This window comes from Streptomyces sp. XY431, assembly GCF_001279805.1.
GTDB classification, from domain to species: domain Bacteria; phylum Actinomycetota; class Actinomycetes; order Streptomycetales; family Streptomycetaceae; genus Kitasatospora; species Kitasatospora purpeofusca.
The window spans coordinates 12,622-28,037 of sequence record NZ_LGDO01000030.1 but is presented as its reverse complement, the minus strand read 5'-3'; the positions used below and the strand labels follow the sequence as shown (position 1 = coordinate 28,037).

At 73.7% G+C, this 15,416-nt stretch carries 11 protein-coding genes; 5 read left to right on the top strand and 6 right to left on the bottom strand.

The features are described 5' to 3' along the window. Positions 1 to 325: 325 nt before the first annotated feature. The gene (gene fabV, locus ADK60_RS05310) at positions 326 to 1,540 is read left to right on the top strand and encodes an enoyl-[acyl-carrier-protein] reductase FabV (protein ID WP_053643635.1); all 1,215 of its coding nucleotides are present in this window, start codon (positions 326 to 328) and stop codon (positions 1,538 to 1,540) included. Here the strand turns inward: fabV and ADK60_RS05305 are convergent. Together ADK60_RS05305 and htpG are read right to left on the bottom strand one after the other, a co-directional pair. After that, positions 1,489 to 2,592, bottom strand: a complete 1,104-nt coding sequence (locus ADK60_RS05305; RefSeq protein ID WP_079008069.1) for an AraC-like ligand-binding domain-containing protein — start codon at positions 2,590 to 2,592, stop codon at positions 1,489 to 1,491. The genes fabV and ADK60_RS05305 overlap by 52 nt on opposite strands. A gap of 234 nt (positions 2,593 to 2,826) precedes the next feature. After that, on the bottom strand, positions 2,827 to 4,788 hold the full coding sequence (htpG, locus tag ADK60_RS05300; protein WP_053643631.1) for a molecular chaperone HtpG: 1,962 nt from the start codon (positions 4,786 to 4,788) through the stop codon (positions 2,827 to 2,829). Positions 4,789 to 4,958: 170 nt separating this feature from the next. Between htpG and ADK60_RS05295 the strand changes: the two genes are divergently transcribed. Next, positions 4,959 to 5,810 carry a hypothetical protein gene (locus ADK60_RS05295; protein WP_053643630.1) on the top strand — a complete coding sequence of 284 codons (852 nt, stop codon included), beginning with the start codon at positions 4,959 to 4,961 and terminating at the stop codon, positions 5,808 to 5,810. A 93-nt stretch (positions 5,811 to 5,903) separates the two neighbouring features. Here ADK60_RS05295 and ADK60_RS05290 read toward each other — a convergent pair whose 3' ends face one another. After that, complete coding sequence (locus tag ADK60_RS05290) at positions 5,904 to 6,779, bottom strand: hypothetical protein (RefSeq protein ID WP_053643628.1); 876 nt, start codon at positions 6,777 to 6,779, stop codon at positions 5,904 to 5,906. Positions 6,780 to 7,257: 478 nt separating this feature from the next. Here ADK60_RS05290 and ADK60_RS44505 point away from each other — a divergent pair, with 478 nt between their 5' ends. The 3 genes from ADK60_RS44505 (at position 7,258) to ADK60_RS05275 (ending at position 10,546) form a co-directional block, all read left to right on the top strand. Beyond that, positions 7,258 to 8,574: a hypothetical protein gene (locus tag ADK60_RS44505; protein ID WP_053643626.1), complete on the top strand. Its 1,317-nt coding sequence runs from the start codon at positions 7,258 to 7,260 to the stop codon at positions 8,572 to 8,574. A gap of 335 nt (positions 8,575 to 8,909) precedes the next feature. Continuing rightward, positions 8,910 to 9,182: a hypothetical protein gene (locus tag ADK60_RS05280; protein WP_053643624.1), complete on the top strand. Its 273-nt coding sequence runs from the start codon at positions 8,910 to 8,912 to the stop codon at positions 9,180 to 9,182. 164 nt (positions 9,183 to 9,346) lie between these two features. Then, positions 9,347 to 10,546: a C40 family peptidase gene (locus tag ADK60_RS05275; RefSeq protein ID WP_053643623.1), complete on the top strand. Its 1,200-nt coding sequence runs from the start codon at positions 9,347 to 9,349 to the stop codon at positions 10,544 to 10,546. 180 nt (positions 10,547 to 10,726) lie between these two features. Here the strand turns inward: ADK60_RS05275 and ADK60_RS43035 are convergent, their stop codons facing one another. From ADK60_RS43035 to ADK60_RS05260, 3 genes are all read right to left on the bottom strand, one after another. After that, a complete protein-coding gene (locus ADK60_RS43035; RefSeq protein WP_053643621.1) occupies positions 10,727 to 12,364 on the bottom strand; it encodes a hypothetical protein in 1,638 nt (545 codons plus the stop codon). 164 nt (positions 12,365 to 12,528) lie between these two features. Then, a complete protein-coding gene (locus ADK60_RS05265) occupies positions 12,529 to 13,092 on the bottom strand; it encodes a dihydrofolate reductase family protein (RefSeq protein ID WP_053643619.1) in 564 nt (187 codons plus the stop codon). A 258-nt stretch (positions 13,093 to 13,350) separates the two neighbouring features. After that, positions 13,351 to 15,408 (bottom strand): PQQ-dependent sugar dehydrogenase, encoded by a 2,058-nt coding sequence (locus tag ADK60_RS05260; protein WP_053643617.1) that lies wholly within the window; start codon positions 15,406 to 15,408, stop codon positions 13,351 to 13,353. Positions 15,409 to 15,416: the final 8 nt, after the last annotated feature.

Genomic DNA, 15,416 nt, shown 5'->3' with positions numbered 1-15,416 from the left:
AGAAGGGGGGGGGTTTTGTGTTTCCCCCGGGGGACCCCAAAAAATTCCCCAAAAATAACTTCTAACCCATTTTCCCCATAAAAATGGCCCCCGGGCGGTTTCCCCCCCCGCCGTTCGACCCCCGCCACCCGGCCCCCGCCGTCCGTCGGGCCGCTCCCCGCCGGCCGCCCATGGTGCAACCTCTCCAAGATCCGCTCATGATCGTTGTCCCCGGACACCGCCCACGTCCGTACCCCCGCCGCCGCAGACTGGCAGCACACGGCGTCCCCACCGGACGCCGCACCTCGTTCCCGCCACCCCCGGCCGACCCCCAGGACGTACCACCATGACCCCGCGCGTTCTCACTCCCCGCAACCGGGGCTTCCTCTTCCTCGACGCCCACCCGGCGGGCTGCCGACAGCTGGTGACCGACATGTGGGAAGCCTGCCCCGCCCCGGCCCGGGCGCCCGAGGGTGACGGGCCGGTCGCCCTGGTCATCGGCTCCTCGGCCGGCTACGGCCTGGCCGCCACCGTCGCCGGGCTCAAGCGGGCCGGTGTCCGCGGGATCGCGGTGTCCTTCGAGAAGGCCCCGACCGAGCGCCGCACCGCCACGGCGGGCTGGTACCGCACCGCCGCCACCGCCGAACTCGCCCGCGCGGCCGGACGGGACCTGGTGTTCCTGAACGGCGACGCCTTCTCCGACCCGATGAAGGACCAGGTCGCCGAGCTCCTCCAGCAGCGCTTCGGCGGCCGGCTGGACCACCTGGTCTACTCGGTGGCCGCACCCCGCCGCACCGACCCCGGGACCGGTACCACCTACGCCTCCGTGCTCAAGCCGATCGGCGGGGCGAGCCGCACCAGCACCCTGGTCTTCGACGACGAGGGCGCCGCGGAGGTCCGCGAGGTCGAGACCGCCCCGGCCGAGGGCGACGACATCGAGCAGACGGTGGCCGTGATGGGCGGCGCGGACTGGGCGCGCTGGATCGACCACCTGGCCGGCCGGGGCCTGCTCGCCGAGGGCTTCACCACCGCCGCGCTCTCGTACATCGGCTCCCCGCTGACCGAGGCGATCTACCGCAAGGGCACCATCGGCGCGGCCAAGGTGCACCTGGAGGCCACCGCCCGGACCCTGGACGAGCGCCTCGGCCGGGAGCTGGGCGGACGGGCCGTCACCTCCGTCAACGGCGCCGCCGTCACCCAGTCCTCCACCGCCGTCCCCGGCATCGCCCTCTACACCGGTCTGCTGCGCGGCGTCCTCGGCGAGGGCATGGTCCCGCCGGTCCACCAGCTCGCCGCCCTGTGGGACCAGCTCACCGGCGCCGCCCCGCTCGCCCTCGACGAGGAGGGCCGGGTGCGGCTGGACGGCTGGGAACTCGCCGACGCCGTCCAGGCCGCCGTGGCCGAACGCTGGCGGGCCGCCACCACGGACACCGTCACCGGGCTCGCCGACCTCGACTGGTTCCGCGCCGAGGTCCAGCGCCTCTACGGCTTCGCCGTGCCGGGCGTCGACTACGCCGCTCCGGTCGCCACCGACGTCCCCTGGCCCACCCCCACCGCCTGACCGTCCGCACCGGCCCCCGCCCTGTCCGCGGCATCGGCCTCGACCTCGGCCCCGGCCCCGGCCCCGGCCCCGGCGCGGTGCTCGCTCGGGGTGATGCCGTACCGCTCGCGGAAGGCACGGCTGAACGCGGCGTGGCTGGAGAAGCCCCAGCGGGCGGCGACGGCCTGGACGGCGCGCGGGACGGACCGGTCGCCGAGGTCCCCGAGGTCGCCGAGGTCCCGGCGGGCGAGGTCGGCATGGGACCGCTCCAGCCGGCGGCGGCGAACGGTGGCCGCGACGCTCTCCGGCCGGTCCTCGAAGAGCGCGTAGAGGGCGCGCAGGGACAGGTGGTGACGCTCGGCTATCAGCCGGGGTGTGAGGTCCGGGTCGCCGAGGTTGTGCTCGATGAACGCGAGGACGCGTTCCAGCGTCAGCCTGGCGCGGGCGTCGACCGGCGCCTCGTCCAGGGCTCCCAACTGGTGGGCCAGGCAGGCGCCGACCAGATCGAGCACCACCGGTCCGAGACCGGCCAGCTCGCCCTCCGCGCAGTGCGGCGCCTGGCGGACAAGGGTGTTCAGGAAGTCGGAGAGGATCGCCCCGCTGCCCCGCCGGGCGGGGATGCGCCGGGCGAGCAGCCGGTCCACCCGGTCGGGGCGCAGCGGCACCGCGGCCCGGGGGACCTGGAGCACCAGGGCCCGGACCGGTCCGTCGGCGCCGACGCACTCGGTCGCCATCGGACGCGAGGTGTCGGCCAGCACCATGTCCCCGGCGATCAGCTCGTCCCGGCCCAGGTGGGAGAGCCGGAAGGAGCCTCCCGACACCAGGGTCAGCTGGTAGTCCTCGGGATCGCCCTGCCGGACGTGTGCCGCCGAGCGCCGCGCCACGATCGGCGAGTAGGCGAACGACGCCATGCGGACCGGCCCCAGCTCCATGCCGGCGATGTCGGCGTGGAAGTCGGCGGCGTGCTCCGTGGTCATGGACAGCGGCATCACTTCGCCGGAGACGGCCTCGCGGAACCACTCGAACCGGTCCGCCGCCGGTACGACGGCCGCCGACACACTCGACCACCCCATGAGACCCCCGCCCCTGCGCCGCGTCGGGTCGGGGCCGCCGATCGCCCGGCCCCGATCTCGGGCGACGAGGTCCGCCGCCGTCCATCCATGATCCACTACGCCCGCCCCGGGGTGACGGGACGGGCGGCGGTGGGAGGCGGCAGCGGGCGGTCGGAGGCGACGACGGACGGCGGGAGGCGCCGGGAGGCCGGGTGCGGGCCGCCGCCGGGGGGCGGCGGGCCGCACCCGCGTGCCCTACAGACCCCGCGTCAGGTGGGTGGTGAGCAGCCGGGTGAAGCGGGCCGGGTCGGGCAGGTCTCCGCCCTCGGCGAGCAGCGCGCCGCCGTACACCAGCTCGGCGATCTCGGTCAGCGCCGGGTTCCCCGGGTCGGCCGCGTGCGAGGTGCGCAGGGCGGTGATCAGCGGATGGCCGGGGTTGAGCTCCAGGGTGCGCCGGACCGGGGGCATCTCCTGCCCGGTCGCCCGGAACATCTTCTCCAGGGTCGGGGAGATGTCGTCGGCGTCACCGACGATGCAGGCCGCAGAGGTGGTCAGCCGCGAGGACAGCCGGACCTGCTTCACCTGCTCGGACAGCGCCGAGGTCAGCCAGGGCAGCAGCTCGGCGAAGTCCTGCTCGCGCCGGGTCCGCTCGGCCTCGGCCTCCTGGTCCTCGCCGGCCGCCTCGTCCAGGTCGACCTGGCCCTTGGCGATGGACTGGAAGCGGTGGCCGTCGAAGGCGGGGATCCGGTCGGCCCAGATCTCGTCGATCGGGTCGCTGAGGACCAGCACCTCGTAGCCCTTGGCGGTGAACGCCTCCATGTGCGGGGAGTTCTCCACCGTGGCCCGGGTCTCGCCGGTCAGGTAGTAGATCGCGTCCTGGCCCTCCTTCATCCGCTCCACGTACTCGCGCAGGGTGGTGGGCCGCTCGGTGTCGTGGGTGGAGGGGAGCGACAGCAGCTCCAGCAGGGCCTGGGAGTTGTCGGGGTCCTCGACGAGGCCCTCCTTCAGCGCCCGGCCGAACTGGTCCCACAGCTTGGCATAGCGCTCGGCGTCGTTGGCCTGCACGCTCTTGAGCGCGCCGAGGACCTTCTTGACCAGGCGCCGCCGCACGGCCTGGATCTGGCGGTCGTGCTGCAGGATCTCCCGCGAGATGTTCAGCGACAGGTCGTGGGCGTCCACCACGCCCTTGACGAAGCGCAGGTAGTTCGGCATCAGCGCTTCGCAGTCGTCCATGATGAACACCCGCTTGACGTACAGCTGCACGCCGCGCTTGGTCTCGCGCGAGAACAGGTCGAACGGCGCCTGCGCGGGGACGAAGAGCAGCGCCTCGTACTCGAAGGTGCCCTCGGCGCGCATGTGGATGGTCTCGGCGGGGGCGAGCCAGTCGTGGCTGATCTGCTGGTAGAACTCGGTGTACTCGGCCTCGGTCACCTCACTGCGCGGCCGGGCCCAGAGCGCCTTCATCGAGTTGAGCGTCTCGACGGCGGGCTCGACGGCGGGCTCGGCGGCGGCGTCCTCGTCGGTCCCGGTGCTCCCGGTGCTCCCGGTGCTCGCGGTGCCCTCGGCAGCCATCCGGATCGGCCAGCGGATGAAGTCCGAGTACTGCTTGACGATCTGGCGGATCTTCCACCCGGCCAGGTAGTCGGCCAGGCCGTCCTCGCCGTCCACCGGCTTGAGGTGCAGCGTGACCGAGGTGCCCACCGGCAGGCCGTCGACGGCCTGGAGCTCGTAGGTGCCCTCGCCGTCGGACTCCCACTGGGTACCGGCGTCGGTACCGGCCCGCCGGGTGCGCAGGGTGACCTTGTCGGCGACCATGAACGCCGAGTAGAAGCCGACGCCGAACTGTCCGATCAGGCTCTGCGCGGCGGCGGCGTCCTGGGACTCCTTGATCTTCTCCAGCAGCCCGGCGGTCCCGGACTTGGCGATGGTGCCGATCAGGTCGACCAGGTCGTCCCGGCTCATGCCGATCCCGTTGTCACGGACGGTCAGCGTGCGGGCGTCGCGGTCGACCTCCAGGGCGATGTGCAGGTCCGAGGTGTCGGCCCCGACGGTGGAGCCGGCCAGCGACTCCAGTCGCAGCTTGTCCAACGCGTCGGAGGCGTTGGAGATCAGCTCGCGCAGGAAGATGTCCTTGTTCGAGTAGATCGAGTGGATCACCAGCCGGAGCAACTGCCGGGTCTCGGCCTGGAATTCCAGCGTCTCGACACTACTGGCCACTCTGGGGCCCCTTTCAGCACAACAGCATGACGGTGATGACGGTGATGACGGTGATGACGGACGGACACGGTACGGCTCCGCACGGAGACGTACCGGCCACCGGAATCGTAGGCCCTCCTCCCGGCGTGCCGGAGCGGAGCGGGGGCGGCGACCGACCGTACCGTCGGCGCATGTCCTTCGGCCTGCTCGCGGCCCTGGCCGCCGCCCTGCTCACCGGTTCCGCCACCGTGCTCCAGGCGGTCGGGGCCCGTCGCGCCTCGGCCGGGCTGCCGCCCGGCGGGGCGGCGGCGCTCGCCGGGGCGTTCCGGCAGTGGCCGTTCCTGGTGGGCGTCGGGATGGACATGCTCGGCTTCGGCGCCGAACTCCTCGCCCTGGACCGGCTCCCGCTGTACGAGGTCGAGGCGGTGCTGGCCTCCGCCCTCGCCGTGACCGCCGTCGGCGCCGCCCGGGTGCTGAACGTGCGGCTGCGGCGCAGCGAGTGGGCCGGGGTGGTGGCGGTCTGCGCGGGGCTGTGCGTGCTCGCGGTGAGCGCCGGGCGGGACGGCCCCGGCCGGGGCGGCACGGCGCTTCGGCTCGGCGTGCTGCTCGCCTCGCTGCTGCTGATCGGCGCGGGCTGGGCCGTGGTCCGCTTCACCGACCACCGCCGGGCGCCGCTGCTGGGTCTGGTGGCCGGTCTCCAGTTCGGCGTGGTCGGCGTCGCCGTCCGGGTCCTGCCCGACCCCCGGCTGCCGGACCTGCTCACCGAACCCTCCGCCTACGCGATCGCCCTGGCCGGCCTCGGCGGTTTCGCCGCCCTCACCTGGGCCATGCAGACCGGGTCGGTCACGGCCGCGACCGCCGCCATGGTCCTCGGCGAGACCCTGGGCCCGGCCGTCATCGGCGTCCTCCTCCTCGGCGACCACACCCGGCACGACCTCGCCCCGCTGGCCGTCACCGGCTTCCTCGCCGCCGTCCTCGGCGCCCTCACCCTGGCCCGCTTCGGCGACGCCGAACAGCCGGCCGCGCCGGGAGCGGCGGCCTGAGCACGACGGAGGAGCGGGACGGCGCCGGAGCGGGGCCGGGTGGCCCCGCCCCGACGTCATCGGCCCCGGAGCGGGGCGCGGACGGTGCTCAGGTCAGTGCCGGGCGGCCTTGCGGCGGCGGACGACCAGGAAGGTGCCCGCACCGAGCAGCCCGAGGGCGGCCGTCAGGGTCAGGCCGATGTTCGCACCGGTCGAGGCCAGGCTGTCCGAGCCGGCCGCAACGGAGGCGGAGGGCGAGGACGAACCCGTGGCGGCCGCGGCCGCCGTCGAACCGCCCGGGACGGTCGGGACGGCCGACGGGGAGGCCGACGCGCTGCCGCTCGTGGCGGGCTTGCTGGAGGCCGGCGCCGACGCCGACGAGGTGGCGCCCGGCGACACCGTGGTGCTCGGCGAGGCGGTGCCCGCCGGGGCGGTGGAGCCCGACGGCGCCGGCGTCGACGGCTTCGGCGTGACCGGCGGGGTGACGGGCGGCGTGACGGGCGGCGTGACGGGCGGCGTGACCGGCGCGGTGACCGGCGGCGTGGACGGCGGGGTGGACGGCTTGGTGTCCGTCGCCGGGCAGGTGTGCGACAGGTTGAACCACTTCACCTCGCCGCCCCGGACCTCTGCGCTGGCCGAGGTCAGCTTGGCACCAGGCGCGGAGGCGACGTAGGCGTGCTTGGTGGTGGGCGGACCGAAGGCGGTGACCACCTGCGGGGTGCCGTTGTCGAAGGCGACCGTGAGCTTGACGAAGTCCGTCGAGTTGCCCGGGAGGACGAAGTGCCAGCCGTCCTGGCCGGGGCCGATCGAGCCGCACTTGGCCTCGTGCTCGCCGAAGCCGGCCGCGGTGACGGGGAGGCCCTGGTGGACCGGGACGGTGTAGATATCGACGCTGGCGAACGCCGAGGGCGCCGCGGAGAGGGTCAGGAGACCGGCGGCCGCGGCCGTGACTATGGCGCGGGTGGTACGGGTGGTGCGGGTGGCGTGCATGATCACCGTTCGTCATGGGTGGTGGGAGCGACGGGACCGTCCGGACCGGCCGGTGGGCCCCCTCGTGTCCATCAGCGCCGCCCGCGCCTCCGGTGTCACACCCCGGACAGAAATGGTCGGATTCGCGACCGAACAGGGCGCCGCACGTCCGCACGAGGGGCAGGCCGTCACCGCGTCCACCGCCCCGGCCCCGAGCCCGCCCGCCCGACAGGCGGCCACCGTCTCCCGACGGTCCGTCGCCGCCTCTGCCCACGGAAAGGCACGCCGGTCCGCCAAGGTTTTTCGCCCGGGTTATCCGGGTTCTCCTGCTTCTCCTGCTTCTCCGGGTTCTTCGGGTTCTTCGGGTTTGCGGAACTCTCGGATTCCCGGTCAAAAATTCCCGGAATCCTTCGCAACCGATGCGACGGATCGGCCGTCCATAGGAATGCAGGCCGACGGAATAGCCTGCAACACACCATTCCTTGGGGGGAATCCACTCATGCGTGCCCGCTCCGCCATGGCCGTTGCCGCACTCACGGCCCTGGTCCTGACCCTGCCCGCCACCACCGCCTCGGCCGTCCCGGCCGCGGCCCCGACCCCCGGCACCCCGGCCGCCACCTCCGTCGGCACCGACGGGGCCACCGCCCCGGCCGCCTTCGTCCCGCTCGGCATCACCCGGGCGCTCGACACCCGGGACTACCGGGAGAACCCGGCCGGGGCGGCCCGCAAGCTGCAGCCCGGGGAGAGCTTCGACGTCCCACTCTCCAACTGGAAGAACCACCCCCCGCGCGAGCTGCCCGTCGTCCCGGCGGACGCCACCGCCGTGGTGGTCAACGTGACCGCCACCAACACCACCGAGGACGGCTACCTCACCGTCCGCCGCGACGGCGACCGGCCGGGGGCGCCGGCCACGTCCACGCTGAACTTCACGGCCGGCGAGACCGTCTCCAACATGGTCACGGTCGCGGTCACGCCGCGCGGGGCCGACACCAGCCCGCAGATCAACGTCTACAACAACGCGGGCACCACCGACGTCGTGGTCGACATCCTCGGCTACTACGCGCCCAGCACCCCGCAGCGGCCGGGCCAGAAGTACGACCCGGTCCGTCCGACCCGCCTCACCGACACCCGGGTCGAGGGCGGGCGCCTCGGCCGGGGCAGTGTCGTGACCGCCGACGTCGCCCGGCGGGACCTCGGCACGGCCGACGCCAGGGCGGTGGTCCTGAACGTCACCGCCGCCGACCCGTCGACCGAGGGCTTCGTCGTCGCCCACCCGTCCAGCAGCCCGCTGCCCACCGAAGGTTCCCACCTCAACTACGGACCGGGGCGGACCGTCGCCAACCAGGTGGTGGTCCCGGTCGGCCCGGACGGAACGATCGAGTTCTTCAACACCGGCTCCACCGACCTCGTGGTCGACATCGTCGGCTACTACGGCCCCTCGGGCCACAACCTCTACAGCGCGGTGACCGAGCAGGCACGCCTGCTGGACACCCGCCCCGGAGCGGGAGCCCTGGCCTTCAGCACGCTGGAGTTCCCGGTGGCCGGTCGCGCCGGGGTTCCGGACAACGCCACTGCCGTCACGCTGAACATGACGGTCACCGAGCCGCAGGCCGACGGCCACCTGGCGGTCTTCGCCGCCGACGAGGCCGCCGCCCGCCCCGGCACGTCGAACCTCGACTTCCAGGCCGGCCAGACGGTCGCCAACGGCGTCGCCGCCCAGCTGGGCGGCAACCCCGGCTCCGTGGACGTCTACCACCACGCCGCCGGATTCACCCAGGTGATCGCCGACCTGACCGGCTGGTTCGTCGAGGGCTGACCGGCACTCAGGGACGCCCTCCCCGCGCGGCGGCGCGGGGAGGGCGACAGGGCAGCCCGCTCCACCGACCACCGCCGCGCCCCGCCGCGGCGACGCCCGGCGGACCTTCATCACCCGTACTGCGGGGGGCACAACGGTCCGCAGAGAAAACCGAGCACGCCCGCCGGTATTCGGCCTTCCCTGAATCGCTGACGAACGTTCTCGAAATAATTCGTTGCCAAAGGGATGGTTCGGCCGTCCACAGAAATGCCGGCTGCCGGAACGGCCTGCAGTACACCATTCCTCGGGGGTACGGAATCGCCCGGATCCTCGACACCCGCACCACGGAGGGCTACGTGGTCGCCCACCCCTCCGGCGAAACGCTGCCGCGCCAGGGCTCCCATGTCAGCTACGGGCCCGGGCGGACCGTCGCCGACCAGGTCGTGGTCCCGGTCGGCGCGGACGGCCGTCCCGGGACGTCGAGCCTCGACTTCAAGGCCGGCCAGACGGTGGCCAACGCCGTCGCCGCCCAGCTGGGCGGCAACCCCGGCTCCGTGGACGTCTACCACCACGCCGCCGGGTCCACCCAGGTGATCGCCGACCTGACCGGCTGGTTCGTCGAGGGCTGACCGGCACTCAGGGACGCCCTCCCCGCGCGGCGGCGCGGGGAGGGTTCCCGGCCTGCCCCCACCCTGCCCTTTCGGGCCGCCCCGTGCCCCGGGCTGAACCCGCGAAGATCCCCGGAGCGTTTCTTCAGTGTCCATGCAGGCCACCCGAAGGAGCACCCACCGCCATGGGAAAGCGTCGCAAGCCCAGCCCCCCGAGCCGGGCCCGCCTGGCGGTCCTCACCACGGCCGTGGCCGGCGGGGCGGTGCTCGCCTCCGGCACGGCCCACGCCGAGCCCGCTCCCACCCTCGCCTCCGTCAAGGAGCAGGTGGACCGGCTGAACGAGGAGGCCGAGCAGGCGATCGAGCGCTTCAACGGCTTCCAGGAGAAGCAGCAGAAGCTCCAGGGCGAGGCCAACCGGATCCAGGAGAAGGTCGCCCGCGGCCAGGACGCCATGAACGAACTGCGCACCCAGCTCGGTGTGGTGGGCGCCGAGCAGTACCGCAACAACGGGATCGACCCGGGCATCCAGCTCATGCTCGACTCCGACCCGGCCAGCTACCTGGGCCGCGCCTCGGTGCAGGACCAGGTCGCCGGCTCCTGGACGAACCTGCTCAAGCGGGCCCAGGACGAACAGCGCAAGCTCGACCAGGAGCGCGCCGAGGCCGCCGCCACCCTCGCCGACCTCGACGCCGTCGGCGCCTCGCTCAACGCCCAGAAGAACCAGGTCCAGAGCAAGCTCGCCCAGTCCGAAGCGCTGCTCAACAAGCTCAGCGCCGAGGAGCGCGCCAAGATCAACGCCCAGGAGGCCGCCGACAAGGCCAAGGCCGCCGCCCAGCAGGCCGCTGCCGCCGAGCGCGCCAAGGCCGCCGAGAAGGAGGCCGCCGACAAGGCCAAGGCCACCGCCAAGGAGACCACCGGCAAGGGCGCCGCCGCCGCCCCGCAGACCGCCGCCCCGCAGGCCCCCGCCGCGAACACCCCGGCACCGGCCGCCAACACCTCGGCGCCTGCCGCCAACACCCCGGCGCCGCCGGCCGCCGGTGGACGCGCCGCCGCCATCGTGCAGTTCGCCTACGCCCAGCTCGGCAAGCCCTACGGCTGGAGCAAGACCGGCCCCAGCAGCTTCGACTGCTCCGGCCTCACCGGCGCCGCCTACCGCGCGGCCAACGTCAGCCTCCCCCGTACGTCCCAGGAGCAGTGGAAGGTCGGCACCAGGATCGCCCGCGGCGACCTCCAGCCCGGCGACCTGGTCTTCTTCTACCCCGACCTGCACCACGTGGGCGTCTACATCGGCGACGGCAAGATGATCCACGCTCCCCGGACCGGCAAGAACATCGAGGTCCTCGCGATCGGCGTCATGCCCTACATGGGCGGCGTCCGGCCGTAGCGACGCTCCGGGAGGCCGCCACGGCGCCGTGGCGGCCTCCCGGCCTTTCCCGGCCTCTCCCAGCCTCTCGCGGCCTCCACCGGCACGACGCCATGCCGGACCTGCCGGAACGCCTCGCGGACACCGTCCTGGACGGCCTGCGGGGCGGGCCCGAGCACCGGGCCCGGACGCGCGCGGGGGTCAGACGGTGACGCGGACGGTGGAGACGGCGAGGTCCGCCTCGCCGAGGTCGACGCCTCCGGTGCCGCCTGAACCGGTGGAGCCGGTGGAGCCCGAGCCGGTGGCGGACCAGTGGCCGCCGCTGCGCCGCCCGGTGAAGCGGATCTCGTACGTCCCGGGGTCCAGCTCGGTCCAGGTCAGGGTGGAGCGGGAGACGGCGCCGGCGGTGGCCGCGAACTGCCGGTCCTCGCCGCTCCGGTGCTCCAGACGCTCACCGCCGTCCGGCGCCGCAGTGACCTCGTAGAGGGCGGCGCGGCCGGCGATCGCGGCGGTGTCGGCCTGGTAGCAGAAGCCCCAGTAGTACTCGGCCCGGACGAGCGCCTCGGCCAGGATGCCCCTGGTGGCCCGGCCGTTGTCGTCGAACTCCGCCGCACCGGCCTCGATGTGGGAGCGGGCCCGCGACCAGCGGCCGCCGCCGTAGCCCTCCACCGTGGCGCCGACGACCCAGACGTCCGTGCCGGTCACCGACGGCGCGGCGGGCGGGGCCGGGCGCGGGGGCGGCACGAAGTCGTCCACACCCCGGTGCACCATCAGCAGCGCGCTCCGCCGGTCCCCCTCGGGCCCGTCGGTGAGGGCGAGCAGCCCCGGGGTGTGCCGGGAGTCGTGCCCCTCGACCGCGACCGGCGGCGTCCAGGCCGCGCCGTCGAACACGGTGTGGAACAGCTGCGGTCCGCCCCGGCCGGGGAGGACGACGTGCAGGGCGCCGTCGGACGAGGCCAGCGCGACGTTCGCGGAGACCTCGTCCGCAACCTCGACGGGTGCCGTCCAGGCCGTGCCGTCGAACACCACGTGCACAAGGCGGCCGGTACCGTCCCCGGCAAGGACGTGGATGCCGTCCGCGTGCACGGCGGCGGCCAGGAACGACGCTCCCGCCAGCGCATCAACGGGCCCGTCCACCCGCCGCCACTGCCCCGACGCGTCGTCACGGACGCAGTGGACAGCGCCGCCGAGGTCCGGGACGAAGGCGTGCAGCACGCCCCGGTAGGAGACCAGGGCCGCCCCCGCCGCACCCGGGACGGGAAGCGCACGGCCCTCCCGCCATGCCCGGGCCGTGTCCGCTCCGGCCCCCTGCGGCCGGCCGTACGTGAGCTCCACGAGCTGCGCCGGTGAGTCCGGCTCCTCGGCGTCCCGCACCGTCAGCAGGACGTGGACGGCGCCGTTGTGCACGGCCGCGGCCGGTGTACCAGTGCTCACCGCGTTCTCGTACCGGACCCGGGTCCCGCCCTCGTAGTGGACCGGGGTGTCGACGACGGCGTCCGGGGCCCAGGTCACCGCCTCCGCCACCGCCGCCTCGGCGGCCGCGATCCCGGCCTCCGGCTCGACCTGCCCGGTCGCCCGCTCCTTCAACGCGTCCAGCTCCGCCGCCCGCCGCCCGGCCTCGGCCGGGACGAGCCCGGTCCACCGGACATCGAGGACGTCGTGCTCGCCCTTCCCGTACGGTTCGCCGAGGTGCAGGCACAGCAGTTCGTCGTCGAGCGCCACCAGCACCGGTTCGGCCGCGCTCCGGTGACCGGGGAACCGCGAGTCCGGCCCCCAACCACCCTCCCGGCGGTACACCGACCGCCACAGGTTCCGGTCGTCCACCGTCTGATCGGCCATCAGCCGTGCTCCCCGCTCGTTCCACCGCCCGCCCCCGGACGGGCGGGCCTCCCTGCTCCGGAACGTAGCCCGCCGCCCACCCCCGCGCGGGCAGTGGCCCGAACCGGCCACACCACGACCGGGGAACGGCTCGAAGGGCACGGCCTCCGACCGGCGCCCGTGACCTACCGCACCACCCGGTAGCGGAGGTGGAGGACCCGGGAGGTGAGGGTGCGGGCCTCCAGGAGTTCGAGGTCCTCCCGGCGCTCGTGCCGCGGGAAGTACGGGATGCCGCCGCCGAGCAGCACCGGGTGGACCCGGGGGCGGTACTCGTCGATCAGGCCCGCCGCGGCCACCGCGGCGGCGAGGGTCGCACCGCCGATGGCGATCTCCCCCTCCCCCGGCTCGGCCCGCAGCCGGGCGATCTCCTCCGCGACGGTGCCGGTGGCCAGCCGGGCGTTGCCCTGCACCTCCGACAGCGTGGTGGAGAACACCACCTTAGGGAGCGGGTTCCAGAGCGCCGTCCACTCCCGCTCGACCTCGTCGAGCGACTGGTCCTGCTCGGCGGTCTCCCAGTACAGCATCGTCTCGTACAGCCGGCGCCCCATCAGATGGACGTCCACCCCGCGGAGCTCGTCGAGCGCGAGCCGGAACACCTCCTCGTCCGGATCCGTCCAGTCGAAACCGCCGTCGGGCCCGACGATGTAACCGTCGAGCGAGATGCCCATCGAGTACGTCACCTTGCGCATACCGGCTCTCCTCCTCGTCACCGGGCTCCGACAGTAGGGCCCCGGGACGCGGCGAGGGCCGTCATGCCCGAAGGGATCCCCCGGACGGAGTCACTCCGCCGGTGCTGCCGGCCGTGACCTGCGTCGGACGCTTCGCGTCCCGGCCGGTCGGTCCCGGCCGGGACGCGGTGTCGAACTGCAGGACGCCGCGGCTCAGCGACGGCTCACCATCGGCTCAGCGACGGCTCACCATCGGCTCTGCGACGGCTCAGCGACGGCTCAGCCGATGGTGATCCTGAAGATCTTGTCCGAGCCGTCCGGCTGGTTGCCGTTGTTGTCCGCGTTGGTGGTGGTCAGCCAGAGCTGGTCGGCGCCGGGGACCTTGCTGACGGTGCGCAGCCGGCCGTAGGTGCCGACGTAGTAGGAGGTCGCGGTGCCGACCGACTCGGTGTCGCCGTTGATCGGGATCCGGTACATCCGGGTGCCGCGCAGCGCCGCCAGGTAGACCACGTTGCGGACGATGGCGATTCCGCTCGGGGAGGCGAGGTTGACCGGCCAGCTGGCCTTGGGGTCGGTCAGGCCGGACTTGCCGCAGGTGCCCTCGCAGGTCGGCCAGCCGTAGTTGCCGCCCGGCTTGATCAGGTTGAGCTCGTCGTACTTGGAGTCGCCGAACTCGGCCTCCCAGAGCCGGCCGTTGCGGTCGAAGGCGAGGCCCTGCGGATTGCGGTGGCCGAGGCTGTAGACGTAGTTGTTGAACGGGTTGCCGGGGGCGGGCTTGCCCGCGGTGGTCATCCGCAGGATCTTCCCGTTGAGGGAGTTCTTGTCCTGCGCGAGGTCGGGCGTCTGGCCGTCGCCGGTGGTGGCGTAGAGGTAGCCGTCCGGGCCGAAGGCCAGCCGGCCGCCGTTGTGGTAGCGGTTCTTCTTGATGCCCTGGAGCAGGACCGTGTAGCCGGAGAGGGTGCTGCCGTTGTACGTCATGCGGACGATCCGGTTGCCCTCGGCGGCGGTGTGCATGAAGTACACGTAGTGGTTGGTGGACCAGTTGGGGTCGACGGCCACGCCGAGCAGGCCGCCCTCGCCGTCGGTGGTGACGGCGTTGGGCACGGCGCCGATCTCCGTCCTGGTACCGCTCTTGGCCTGCTTGAAGACCTTGAAGCTGTCCCGCTCGGTGACCAGCGCACTGGCGCCGTCGGGCATCCAGGAGATGCCCCAGGGCACGGTCCAGCCGCTGCTGAGGGTGGTCGGCGAGCCGGGAACGCCGCCGTCGGCCGGACAGGCGGCGGTGGTGAAGGAGACCGGGGCGGAGGCCGGGGAGACACCGCCCGCGGCGTCCTTGGCCACCACGGTCAGGGTGAACGGCGCGTCGCAGGCCAGGCCGGTGACGGTGGTGGTGGTCGCCGGCGGGGTGCCGGTGACGGTGGCCAGCACGGCGGCGCCGCTGCGGACCTCGTACGCCACTACGCCCTTGTCGTCGCTGGCGGCCCCCCAGCCGAGCTTGGCCGAGGTGGCGGTGACGGCGGAGACGGTGGGGGCGCCGGGCGCGCTCGGCGGCGGGTCGTCGCCGGCGCCGGTGGTGCAGTTGACGGCGACGCTCGCCGGGGAGGCGTTGCCGGCCGCGTCCCGGGCGATCACGCTCAGGTTGTAGGTGGTGCCGGGGGTGAGACCGGTGAGCGCCTTGCTCGTGGTGTCGCCGGGCGTCTCGGCGAGCTTGTTGCCGTGCTCGTAGACGTCGTACGCGGTGACGCCGACGTTGTCGGTGGCGGCCGGCCAGCCGAGGGTCAGGCCGTTGGGGCCGATGCCGGTGCAGGACGGCTGTCCCGGGCGGCTGGGCGCGGTGGTGTCGGCAGGGGCGGCGGCGGCGGTGAGCCGGTCCAGGTTGGGGCCGCCGTTGGCGGTGGTCGCGGTGGCGCGCACGGTGTTGGTCCCGGCCCGGAGCGGCGCGTTCAGTGTCCGCCCGGCCCAGGTGTTCCAGTCCGCGGTGGCCGGGAAGGAGACTCCGGCGGCGACCACGGTGCCGTTGACGGAGATGTCCATCGGGCGGTCGACGGCGGTGCCGTTGGCGTAGCGGAAAGTCAGCGGGGCGGTGCCGGCCGAGGCGGCGCCGACGGCGAACTCGACGTAGGAGCCGGCGACGTTGGTGTAGTCGACGAAGCCCGTACCGGTGTACCCGGTGTGGTTGGTGGCCACGGCGCCCTGGACGACGGTGGCGTCCTCGGCCTGGTAGTCGGTGGCGGCGAACCGGGGTCGGGGTTGGGCCTGGGCCGGGGGGACGGCAGCGGTGGCGATGATCAGTGCGGCGACGGCGAGACCCACGCCGCCGGCGGATGTCGGACGCATGTGCTCCT

What these genes read in the sequence shown, in the direction of transcription:
- fabV (WP_053643635.1), top strand. Translation starts at nt 326, where the DNA reads ATGACCCCGCGCGTTCTCACTCCCCGCAACCGGGGCTTCCTCTTCCTC.
- ADK60_RS05305 (WP_079008069.1), bottom strand. Translation starts at nt 2,592, where the DNA reads ATGGGGTGGTCGAGTGTGTCGGCGGCCGTCGTACCGGCGGCGGACCGG.
- ADK60_RS05295 (WP_053643630.1), top strand. Translation starts at nt 4,959, where the DNA reads ATGTCCTTCGGCCTGCTCGCGGCCCTGGCCGCCGCCCTGCTCACCGGT.
- ADK60_RS05290 (WP_053643628.1), bottom strand. Translation starts at nt 6,779, where the DNA reads ATGCACGCCACCCGCACCACCCGTACCACCCGCGCCATAGTCACGGCC.
- ADK60_RS44505 (WP_053643626.1), top strand. Translation starts at nt 7,258, where the DNA reads ATGCGTGCCCGCTCCGCCATGGCCGTTGCCGCACTCACGGCCCTGGTC.
- ADK60_RS05275 (WP_053643623.1), top strand. Translation starts at nt 9,347, where the DNA reads ATGGGAAAGCGTCGCAAGCCCAGCCCCCCGAGCCGGGCCCGCCTGGCG.
- ADK60_RS43035 (WP_053643621.1), bottom strand. Translation starts at nt 12,364, where the DNA reads ATGGCCGATCAGACGGTGGACGACCGGAACCTGTGGCGGTCGGTGTAC.
- ADK60_RS05265 (WP_053643619.1), bottom strand. Translation starts at nt 13,092, where the DNA reads ATGCGCAAGGTGACGTACTCGATGGGCATCTCGCTCGACGGTTACATC.
- ADK60_RS05260 (WP_053643617.1), bottom strand. Translation starts at nt 15,408, where the DNA reads ATGCGTCCGACATCCGCCGGCGGCGTGGGTCTCGCCGTCGCCGCACTG.